Annotated in this window: 10 protein-coding genes and 2 pseudogenes; 5 read left to right on the forward strand and 7 right to left on the reverse strand. The window is 71.1% G+C overall.

Going from position 1 to position 9410, the window contains the following annotated elements; translation table 11 throughout:
• The 4 genes and pseudogenes from HOQ08_RS12780 to HOQ08_RS12795 form a co-directional block, all read right to left on the reverse strand.
• Positions 1-341: pseudogene (locus HOQ08_RS12780) on the reverse strand (hydroxymethylbilane synthase); the annotation flags it as partial.
• 109 nt (positions 342-450) lie between these two features.
• Positions 451-1155 (reverse strand): LytTR family DNA-binding domain-containing protein, encoded by a 705-nt coding sequence (locus HOQ08_RS12785; protein ID WP_291195492.1) that lies wholly within the window; start codon positions 1153-1155, stop codon positions 451-453.
• A complete protein-coding gene (locus HOQ08_RS12790; RefSeq protein WP_291195495.1) occupies positions 1155-2201 on the reverse strand; it encodes a histidine kinase in 1047 nt (348 codons plus the stop codon). Before HOQ08_RS12790 ends, HOQ08_RS12785 begins: the two co-directional genes overlap by 1 nt.
• Positions 2202-2226: 25 nt before the next feature.
• On the reverse strand, positions 2227-2892 hold the full coding sequence (locus tag HOQ08_RS12795) for an alpha/beta fold hydrolase (protein WP_291195498.1): 666 nt from the start codon (positions 2890-2892) through the stop codon (positions 2227-2229).
• A 246-nt stretch (positions 2893-3138) separates the two neighbouring features.
• On the opposite strand from HOQ08_RS12795, the gene HOQ08_RS12800 reads away from it, so the two are divergent.
• Positions 3139-5559: a prolyl oligopeptidase family serine peptidase gene (locus tag HOQ08_RS12800; protein ID WP_291195501.1), complete on the forward strand. Its 2421-nt coding sequence runs from the start codon at positions 3139-3141 to the stop codon at positions 5557-5559.
• A gap of 55 nt (positions 5560-5614) precedes the next feature.
• Here the strand turns inward: HOQ08_RS12800 and HOQ08_RS12805 are convergent, their stop codons facing one another.
• Complete coding sequence (locus HOQ08_RS12805) at positions 5615-5977, reverse strand: hypothetical protein (RefSeq protein ID WP_291195504.1); 363 nt, start codon at positions 5975-5977, stop codon at positions 5615-5617.
• Between the two features lie 67 nt (positions 5978-6044).
• Positions 6045-6851, reverse strand: coding sequence for a helix-turn-helix transcriptional regulator (locus HOQ08_RS12810; protein ID WP_291195507.1), 807 nt, complete (start codon positions 6849-6851; stop codon positions 6045-6047).
• A gap of 116 nt (positions 6852-6967) precedes the next feature.
• Here HOQ08_RS12810 and HOQ08_RS12815 point away from each other — a divergent pair, with 116 nt between their 5' ends.
• Entirely contained in the window at positions 6968-7219 is a 252-nt protein-coding gene (locus HOQ08_RS12815) for a hypothetical protein (protein WP_291195509.1), read from the forward strand.
• 16 nt (positions 7220-7235) lie between these two features.
• On the opposite strand, the gene HOQ08_RS12820 is transcribed toward HOQ08_RS12815, so the two are convergent.
• Positions 7236-8090: a helix-turn-helix transcriptional regulator gene (locus HOQ08_RS12820; protein WP_291195513.1), complete on the reverse strand. Its 855-nt coding sequence runs from the start codon at positions 8088-8090 to the stop codon at positions 7236-7238.
• 231 nt (positions 8091-8321) lie between these two features.
• On the opposite strand from HOQ08_RS12820, the gene HOQ08_RS12825 reads away from it, so the two are divergent.
• The 3 genes and pseudogenes from HOQ08_RS12825 to HOQ08_RS12835 form a co-directional block, all read left to right on the forward strand.
• Entirely contained in the window at positions 8322-8564 is a 243-nt protein-coding gene (locus HOQ08_RS12825; protein WP_291195516.1) for a hypothetical protein, read from the forward strand.
• 74 nt (positions 8565-8638) lie between these two features.
• The gene (locus tag HOQ08_RS12830; RefSeq protein ID WP_291195519.1) at positions 8639-9097 is read left to right on the forward strand and encodes a MarR family transcriptional regulator; all 459 of its coding nucleotides are present in this window, start codon (positions 8639-8641) and stop codon (positions 9095-9097) included.
• Positions 9098-9119: 22 nt separating this feature from the next.
• A pseudogene (locus tag HOQ08_RS12835) lies at positions 9120-9410 on the forward strand (multidrug RND transporter); the annotation flags it as partial.

The raw sequence follows: 9410 nt of genomic DNA on the forward strand, positions 1-9410 counted from the left end.
GCGTGCCGGTTGCTGACGAAGGCGTCGGCGGCGTCGGCGCGCGGCAGCATCGCCGGCAGCACGAAACCCGGTTCCAGCTCGGCCGGCACGTCCTTGAGCGAATGCACGGCCAGGTCCGCGCGGCCTTCCAGCATCGCCACCTCCAGCTCCTTCAGGAACAGCCCCTTGCCGCCGATCGTGGCGAGCGGCCGGTCGGCGATCTCGTCGCCGCGGGTGGTCATCGGCACCAGCTCGACGGCCAGGCCCGGATGCGCCGCGCGCAGCCGCGCGGCGACGTGCTCGGCCTGCCACAGCGCAAGCGCGCTCTTGCGGGTGGCGATGCGCAGGAGGGAAACGGCCATCGGGGTTCCGTGCAGTGGAAAGCGATGCGCATTGTCGCGCAGGAGCGGCCGGCCCCGCGCGCCCTGCGACCATCTGTGGGTGGCCTCTGCATGGAGCAGCGGGCTCGGATCACCCCGAACGCAGCAGCTTGCGCACGGCCGACAGGTTGCGCCGGCTCACCTCGGGGCTGAAGTCGGTGCCGGCCAGGCGCGCCAGCACCCGGCCGTCGGCCAGGGTCCGGATGCCCAGCAGGCGCGGCGCCGGCACCAGGCAGTTGCGGTGCAGGCGCACCAGCTGGGCGGGATAGGCCTCCTCCAGCTGGCGCAGCGATTCCTCGATCAGCAGTTCGCCGCCGACATGGCGCACCACCACGTACTTTTCCTCGGCGAGCAGGCAGACCACTTCGGTGAGCGCGATGCGCACCTGTTCGCCGCGCAGGCGGCCGCGCAGGTAGCCGATCGGTTCGGCCGGGGCCGCGGCCAGGCGCTGGCGGGCGCGCTGCAGCGCCTCGCGCAGGCGTTCCAGCCGTACCGGCTTGAGCAGGTAGTCGACCGCGCCCAGTTCGAAGGCGGCCAGCGCGTGGTTCTCGTAGGCGGTGCAGAACACGATCAGTGGCCGCGCCTGCCCCGCCAGCCGCGCGGCCAGCGCGGCGCCATCGAGGCCGGGCATGTTGATGTCCAGCAGCAGCAGGTCCGGCTGCGTCTGGCCGATCGCCGCCAGCGCCGCGTCGCCGTCGCCCACGCTGCCGGCCAGGGTCGCGCCTTCGCATTCGCCCAGCAGCGCGGCCAGGCGGGTTCGGGCCAATGGCTCGTCGTCGACGATCAGCACGCGCATCAGGCCGCTTCCACCCGGGGTGGATCCAGCGGCAGGCGCAGCGTCACCACGAAGCGGCCGCCGCGCTGCCCGGACTCGACCACGGCGCGCGTCCCATAGCGGTAGGCCACGCGCTGGCGCACGTTGGTCAGCCCGTGGCCATGGCCGGGCGCGGCGGGGGCCGGCGGCAGCGGGTTGTCGATCTCGATGTGCAGCGCGCGCTCGCCATACCATCCGCGCAGCCGCACCTCGCCACCCTCGCGCAGCGGCTGGATGCCGTGGCGCACGGCGTTCTCCACCAGCGGCTGCAGCAGCAGGCGCGGCAGCGGGTAGTCGGGCGGCAGCGCGTCCAGCTCGCGGTGCACGCGCAGCCGCTCGCCCAGGCGCAGCTGCTCGATGGCGAGGTAGCGTTCGACCAGCGCCAACTCCTCGCCGAGGGTGCCTTCATGGGTATCGGTCGCACCCAGCGCTGCGCGGAAGAGTTCGCACAGGTCTTCGATGGTCCGCTCGGCCGCGGCCGGATCTACCCGCACCAGCGCGGCCACCGTGTTCATGCTGTTGAACAGGAAATGCGGGCGGATGCGCGCCTGCAGCGCATCGACCTGCGCATGCGCCACCGCCGCCAGGCGCGCCTGCCACTGCGCCAGCACGTAGAAGTAGCGCAGCATCGCCGCGCCGAGCAGGGCGGCGATCAGCAGGTTGTCGCGCACGAACGCGGCCGGCGCGGCGCGCACCAGCTCCAGCCGCAGGGCGAGGTCCATCCAGCGTGCGACCGCACTGGCGGCGGCGACCACAAGCATCATCAGCAGCCATACGCAGGCATAGGGCATCCAGCCGCCGAGGCGCTGCAGCCACGGCCGCGCATAGCACAGCGCCAGCGCAATCAGCACCGACAGCCAGCTCACGAACAGCATGCCTACGCTGTAGCCGCGCCACCCGCGCGGGTTGTCCGGCGCCAGCCACATCAGCGTCACGGTGAGCGCGCCCACCGCCAGCAGCGCGGCCACCGCCGGCAGCCGGCAGAAGTCCGGCAGCGGCGTGGCTGGGCGTGGGGGTCGAGCGCTCATGCCAGCCAGTATGCCGGCAACGGAGCTAGATCAGACGGGCCCCCATCCAGCGGCGCAGGTCGCCGATCTCCTCGGCGCACACCGAATGCGGCATCGGGTAGGTGTGCCAGTCGATCGCGTAGCCCAGCTCCTCCAGCAGCAGGCGCGAGTCGAGGCCGCGCTGCAGCACCACCACCGGGTCGGCGCTGCCATGGCCCCAGAAGATCGGCGCGCGTGCGTTGGCGGCGCTGCGTTCGGGCGCCAGGGTGGCGGCGATCGGCAGGTAGGTGGACAGCGCCACGATGCCGGCCAGCGGCTGCGCGTGGCGCAGGCCGGCGGCCAGCGCGATCGCGCCGCCCTGCGAGAAGCCGGCCAGCACGATGCGCTCGCTGGGCACGCCGCGCTCGTGTTCGCGCGCGATCAGCGCCTCCACCGCGTCGATCGAGCGGCGGATGCCGGCCTCGTCCTGCGGCGCACGCGCGTCGAAGCCGTGGATGTCGTACCAGGCCCTCATCGGCATGCCGCCATTGATGCTGACCGGCTGCACCGGCGCATGCGGGAACACGAAGCGCAGCGCCGGCCAGGCCGGGTCCACCAGCTCGGGCACGATGGGTGCGAAGTCGTGGCCGTCGGCGCCCAGCCCGTGCAGCCAGATCACGCTGTGGCGCGGTTCGGGAGCGGTCTGCCGTTCGATGGCGGGAAGCAGGTTCATGCGCGTACCGGAGAGGGAAAGCGGGCCAGTCTCGCCCATGCGTGGCGTCGTCGCCAGGGCGCCCGGCCATGGCGACGACCGCGTGTGGCGTCACCGGCGTGTTCCGGCGGCATGAAACGGCCCGCGTCGCAGGGCACCGGTTGCCGGTCCGCCGCCGGGTTGCCGCGCCATGGAGGCGGGACTTCTGGCGCTTGCAGCAGGCAGGCGGGTGGCTATGCTCGACGGTTTGTTGCCAGAGAACGCCTCATGCGCCGATATGTCCTTGCCGGTCTGGCCGCGCTTGCCGCCCTGCCGGCTCTGGCGGCTTCGCCCGCCGCCCCGCTCGACCTGGAAACGGTCATGGCCAACCCCGACTGGATCGGCCAGGCGGTGGAATCGCCGTACTGGAGCGTGGACGGGCGCTCGATCTACTACCGGCTCAAGCGCGACGGCAGCCAGGTGCGCGACCTGTACCGGGTCGACCCGGCCACCGGCCGCGGCGACAAGCTCGATCCGGCGGCGAGGGCGCAGGCCGACGGCCGGGCCGTGTACGACCGCAGCCACCACTACGCCGCGTTCGTCCGCCATGGCGACGTCTTCCTGCGCACGCTGGCCGATGGCCGCACCGTGCAGGTGACGCAGACCGCCGAGGAGGAATCCTCGCCGCAGTTCTCCGCCGACAGCCGCGCATTGCAGTACCGCTCGGGCAACGACTGGTACCGCTACGACCTCGCCGGCGGCGCGAGCGCGCCGGTGGCCGTGCTCAAGTTCGCCGACGACCCGCAGCAGGAAAAGACCGACGCGCTGAAGGACGAGCAGCTGAGGCTGTTCTCCACGCTGCGCGAGCTCAAGGCCGAGAAGGAGGCCAAGCGCGCCGACGACAAGGCGCTGGCCGAGGCCGACCCGGGCCGCGCGCCCGAGCCGTTCTGGCTCGGCGACAAGATCGTGATGGTCGACAGCGAGCTATCGCCGGACGGCCGCTGGCTGCTGCTGGTCACCCGCCCGAAGGACTACGAACCGGGCCGCCACCCCAGCGTGACGCACTACGTGACCGATTCGGGCTACGCCGAGGACAAGGAGGCGCGCGTCTACGTCGGCCGCCACGATCCGGCGCCGCAGTCGCTGCTGCTGCTGGACCTGCGCGCGCACCGGAGCTGGCCGCTGCCGACCGACGGCCTGCCCGGCATCAAGGACGACCCGCTCGCCGCGATCCGTGCGCAGACCGTCGCCGCGCTGAAGAAGGCGGGCAAGGACGAACAGGCCAAGGCGCTCAAGGCGCCCGACCTGCGTGCGGTGCGCATCATCTCCAACGCCGAGGACGGCGGTGGCGGCGGCGTCGTGTGGAGCGAAGACGGCGCCAATCTCGCCATCCAGCTGCGTGCGATCGACAACAAGGACCGCTGGATCGCCAGCGTCGACTTCGCCCGCCACGCGCTCGTCGATCAGCAGCGCCTGCACGACGATGCGTGGATCAACTGGAACTTCAACGATTTCGGCTGGCTCAAGGACAACCGCACGCTGTGGTACCTGTCCGAGGAGAGCGGCTACTCGCAGCTCTACACCAAGACGCTGGACGGCAAGGCCCGCGCGCTGACTTCCGGTCGCTTCGAGGTCAGCCACCCGCAGCTGTCCGAGGACGGCCGCTGGTTCTACCTGCGTACCAACCAGGTCGCGCCCTACAGCTACGACGTCTATCGCGTGCCCAGCACGGGCGGCGAACTGGCGCGGGTGACGCAGTACCAGGGCATGGACGAGTTCGCCCTGTCGCCCGACGGCAGCCGCCTGGCAGTGCTGCATTCCTCGCCCTACGTGCTCGCGCAGCTGGCGGTGCAGCCGGCGGCCGGCGGTGCGCCGCGCGAACTGACCGACACGATGAAACCCGCGTTCACCGCGCATGCCTGGATCGCGCCGCGGATCGTCGAGGTGCCTTCCACCCACGGCGCAGGCCGCGTCTACGCCAAGTTCTACGGTCCGGCCAACGAAGGCGATGCGGCCCGGCCGGCAGTGATCTTCGTGCACGGCGCCGGCTACCTGCAGAACGTCACCCTGTCCTGGTCGAACTATTTCCGCGAGCAGATGTTCCACAACCTGCTGGTGCAGCAAGGCTACGTGGTGCTGGACATGGACTACCGCGCCTCCGAGGGCTACGGCCGCGACTGGCGCGACGCGATCTACCGCCAGATGGGCCATCCGGAACTGGAGGACCTGCTCGACGGCAAGGCCTGGCTGGTGAAGAACCATCACGTCGATCCGAAGCGCGTGGGCATCTACGGCGGCAGCTACGGCGGCTTCATGACCGAGATGGCGTTGCTGCGCGCGCCCGGCGAGTTCGCCGCCGGCGCCGCGCTGCGGCCGGTCAGCGACTGGCGGCTGTACAACCACGAGTACACCTCCGACATCCTCAACGAGCCGCGGCTCGATCCGCATGCCTACGAGATCAGCTCGCCGATCAGCTACGCCGACCGGCTGCAGGACCCATTGCTGATCGAGCACGGCCTGATCGACGACAACGTGCTGGCGGCCGACTCGATCCGCCTCTACCAGCGCTTCATCGAACTGCACAAGAAGAACTTCTGGATGTCGCTGTACCCGATGGAGCGGCACGGTTTCGTGCACCCGGATTCGTGGCACGACGAGTACCGGCGCATCGACGAGCTGTTCGACACGTACGTCAAGCCGGCCAGGTGAGGCACGGCTTTGGCCCCTCTCCCGTCGGGAGAGGGGCCGGGGAGAGCAAACACGGCTACCGCCAGGCGGCGATCAGCAGCAGCACGAAGCCGCCCACGGCGACCAGCGCGTGCACCACCACCAGCCACTTGGGCAGCGGCAGCTGCTTCCAGTGGTAGCACAGGTTCAGCACGATGCCGCCGGCGGCCGCGATCAGGAACAACAGCAGGCCCAGCTGGGCCAGGCCCGGCAGACCGGTGGTGAAGAAGTCGTACACCAGCAGCGTGACGGCGGCGCCGGCGATGAAGCCGTGCCCCATCGCCAGCCAGGTCGGCGGGTGCGGCTTGCCGGCAAAGCGGATGCCGGCCATCAGCAGGCCGCCCAGGGCGGCCAGCGCCAGCAGCACCACCGCGGTACGCATGCTCAGCATCGGTTCCATGGCGTGTCCTCCGAGTGTCCTGCCGATCGTCGGAGCGCAGGCGTGATGCCTGCGTCAGCCGCCCGGTTCAGGCGGTCGCGGGCATCCGCTCGAAGTAGCGCCCCGGCGACTGCCCGAAGGCGCGCCGGAACATCGCCACGAAGGCGCTGACGCTGGCGTAGCCCAGCGCATCGGCGACCTGGCCCACGGCGGCGCCGTCGGCGAGCAGTTCCAGCGCGTGGCCCAGCCGCGCCTGCTGGCGCCACTGCGCGAAGCTGGCGCCGGTCTCGCGGCGGAACAGGCGGCTCAGGTTGCGCGAGGACAGGCCGGCCCAGGCCGCCCAGTCGTCCAGGCTGCGGTCGTCCTGCGGGCGCTCCAGTACCGCGTGGGCGATGCGCAGCACGCGGCGGTCGCTGGGCAGGCTCAGCTGTGGAGGCAACTGCGGCGCACGGCGCAGCTCGTCCATCAGCACCGCCAGCAGGCGTTCCTGCTGTTCGTCCAGCTCGTCGAGCATGCTCCAGTCGGCGGCGCGCAACACCAGCGCGCGCATCAGGTCGTTGGCGCCCAGCACGCAGGTGTGCGCGGGCAGGCCCACCGCTGCCTGTGGCGCCACGAACACGCCCCAGCCGCGCAGCGCGCTGGACATGCGCACGGTATGCAACGCGCCCGGCGGCATCCAGCCCACCCGCTGCGGCGGCAGCGCCCAGGCGCCCTCGTGCGTGCGGATGCTGATCATGCCGCGCTCGATGTAGAAGAACTGGCCGCGCACATGGCGGTGCCAGTCGCTCTCCTCCACGGGCGGCCTGTGCTCGCCCGAGCTGTCCACGCGGAAGGCGATCAGCGGCGGGCCGTCGGCGTTCTCGATGCGCCGGAACATCGCATCGTCGATCGACATGGCGTCTTTCCGACAAAAAATGACCGGATGACGATAACGCGCCAATGGCGTCGAGACTAGCCTGTGCTGCCCGACGTCATGGTGCGGCCCCGCGCACCGCTTCCGAGGAGAACCCCATGCCGCCTTCCGCCAAGAAGAGCCCGTCGGCCGAGCAGGCCCTGTCCCACTTCGTCCAGTACGCGCGGCAGATGCTCGATGCCGCCACGACCGAGCCCCGTCGCCGCGAGCTGGAAGCGCAGCTGCTGGCGCTGCTGCCGGTGGTGCACGCGCTGGGCCTGTTCGATCTGTTCGAGGTGCGCGACAGCGCGCTGGCCGCCTTGCTGCGCGATGAGCTGGCCGAGCGCCGTGAGCTGCGCGTTGCCGCCTGAGCCAGGCCGGCGGCACTCACGCCGGCTGCGGCGTTGCCTCCAGCTCGCCGGCGATGCGCGCGAAGCTGGCTGCGGTGGCGTCGTCCTGCGGGACGAAGAAGAACGCGGTGGCGCCGTCGGCGCGGCCGTCGCGCAGCGGCAGGCGCACCGAGTGCGCACGCACGTCGCCGAAATCCGGATGGAAGAAATGCGCGGTCCAGGCACTCAGCGGCGCTACCTGCTGGCGTTGCCACAGCTCGACGAACTCCGGGCTGGCACGGGTGAGCGCCTCGATCAGTTCGTCGAAGCGCGGATCGTGCGGATGCGCCGCGTGGTTCACCCGGAAGATGCCCAGCAGGTTGAGCATGCCCGGCTCGAAACAGGGCGCGTAGAGCCGCCGCCGCGCCGGGTTCATGAAGGCGTTCCACAGGTGGTTGTGCGCCAGCGGCCCGCGGAACTGACCGAAGTCGTACAGCCGCTGCGCCATGCGGTTCCAGGCCAGCACGTCGAATACCGGATCGATCACGAACGCCGGCGCGCGGTACAGCTCGAGCATGCCCTGCATCGCCGGCGGCAAGACCGGCTGCGTCGCGCTGGGCTCGGCCCGCGGCACGCCGGCCAGCGCGAACAGGTAGGCCTCGTCGGTGGCATCCAGCGCCAGCGCGCGGGCGATGCGGGTCAGCGCCGCGGCGGAGACGTTGATCGCGCGGCCCTGCTCCAGCCAGGTGTACCAGGTGACGCCCACCGCGGCGAGGCTGGCCACCTCTTCCCGGCGCAGACCCGGCGTAAGCCGGCGCGGGCCGCGCGACAGGCCTGCCGCTTCCGGCGCCAACGCGGCCCGGCGGGCACGCAGGAAAGCCTTCAGCTCGGAACGCTGCCGGGTAAGTTCCATGGTCGATTCCAGGGAGGGGAGAGGCGAAGCGGCGGAACGTGGGTGGTAGCGAGAGTACCAGTAGCGGGAGCTGCCTTCCCCGGCAGAACAGGGTGGGCGTAGGTTTGACGCTCCCCCGTACCACCCCGCGCGCAATGCGCGGATCCCTGCCGGCGTCGCGAAGCCGGTGCGTCACGCCGCGGCCTGGCCGGGCGTCCTCGCATATCCAGACCAAGGACAAGGAGCATGCCGATGCCATCGCTACCCGTTTCCGTCCCCGCACCGGACACCGACGCGCTCACCGATTTCGTGGTGCATGCGCAGCTGATGCTGGATCCGGCCACCCCCGAGCCGTTGCGGCGCGAAGCCGAGCCGCGCCTGCTGGCGCAATTGCCGACCCTGCAGGCGCTGGGCGTGTTCGAGCTGTTCGCCATCCGCGACAGCGCGCTGGCTGCGCTGGTGCGCGACGAGCTGGCCACGCTGCGCGCCGCCTGATTGCTTGCAGAGGCAATGGCAGCCTGCGAGATATTTGCCTTGACAAATATAATTTCGGCAATAGAATGCGCGGCATGGAAAGCGACTCCCTTGCCTTCGCCTCATCCCAGGAAAGCCTGGGCGTCCTGCTCGGCCTGGTGCGCTCGGAGATCGTGCGCGCCATGGAGGCGGAGCTGGCGGCGCTGGGCGCCGACCTGCGGTTCACCCAGTTCCTGATCCTCAAGCGGCTGGCCCGGCTGGGTCCGATGACGGCCTCCGAACTGGCCCGCTCGGTGGAACTGGATGGCGGCGCGATGACCCGCCAACTCGACCAGCTCGAACGCAAGGGCTACCTGCGCCGCTGCCCGCACGAACAGGACCGCCGCGCGTTGCGCATCGAGCTGACCGACGCCGGCAATGCGCTGTGGCAGCAGCTGACCGATTGCAACGAGCGCGTGCTGTCGGCGGCCCAGCGCTCGCTCACCGGCGCCGAGCGCCGACACCTGCACGACTACCTGTCGCGCGTGCTGCACGCGCTGCGCGCCAAAGACTGACCCCACCCGGAATCCTCACACCATGCGTCTGCAACTCCTTGCGGCGGCGACCGCACTGACCCTCGTCCTGGCCGGCTGCGCCAGCAGCGGCGGCCTGCGCCCGGACGGCACGCTGCTCGATCCGTCCGCGCTGAAGGCCCAGCGCAGCCTGGGCGGCGATGCGCTCACGCCGGCCGCCTGGCCCGAGCAGGCCTGGTGGAGCGGACTGGGCGATCCCCAGCTCGATGCGCTGATCGCCGAAGCGCTGGCCGGCAACCCCGGCCTGGCCGTCGCCGACGCCCGCGCCCGCGCTGCGCAGGCCGCCGCCGGCTAT

Origin of the sequence: Frateuria sp., from assembly GCF_013362045.1 — a bacterium.
Classification (GTDB): Bacteria; Pseudomonadota; Gammaproteobacteria; order Xanthomonadales; family Rhodanobacteraceae; genus Frateuria_A.

Excerpts from the sequence above, each read along its gene's own strand:
- HOQ08_RS12785 (WP_291195492.1), bottom strand. The coding sequence starts at position 1,155 with ATGCGCGTGCTGATCGTCGACGACGAGCCATTGGCCCGAACCCGCCTG.
- HOQ08_RS12790 (WP_291195495.1), bottom strand. The coding sequence starts at position 2,201 with ATGAGCGCTCGACCCCCACGCCCAGCCACGCCGCTGCCGGACTTCTGC.
- HOQ08_RS12795 (WP_291195498.1), bottom strand. The coding sequence starts at position 2,892 with ATGAACCTGCTTCCCGCCATCGAACGGCAGACCGCTCCCGAACCGCGC.
- HOQ08_RS12800 (WP_291195501.1), top strand. The coding sequence starts at position 3,139 with ATGCGCCGATATGTCCTTGCCGGTCTGGCCGCGCTTGCCGCCCTGCCG.
- HOQ08_RS12805 (WP_291195504.1), bottom strand. The coding sequence starts at position 5,977 with ATGGAACCGATGCTGAGCATGCGTACCGCGGTGGTGCTGCTGGCGCTG.
- HOQ08_RS12810 (WP_291195507.1), bottom strand. The coding sequence starts at position 6,851 with ATGTCGATCGACGATGCGATGTTCCGGCGCATCGAGAACGCCGACGGC.
- HOQ08_RS12815 (WP_291195509.1), top strand. The coding sequence starts at position 6,968 with ATGCCGCCTTCCGCCAAGAAGAGCCCGTCGGCCGAGCAGGCCCTGTCC.
- HOQ08_RS12820 (WP_291195513.1), bottom strand. The coding sequence starts at position 8,090 with ATGGAACTTACCCGGCAGCGTTCCGAGCTGAAGGCTTTCCTGCGTGCC.
- HOQ08_RS12825 (WP_291195516.1), top strand. The coding sequence starts at position 8,322 with ATGCCATCGCTACCCGTTTCCGTCCCCGCACCGGACACCGACGCGCTC.
- HOQ08_RS12830 (WP_291195519.1), top strand. The coding sequence starts at position 8,639 with ATGGAAAGCGACTCCCTTGCCTTCGCCTCATCCCAGGAAAGCCTGGGC.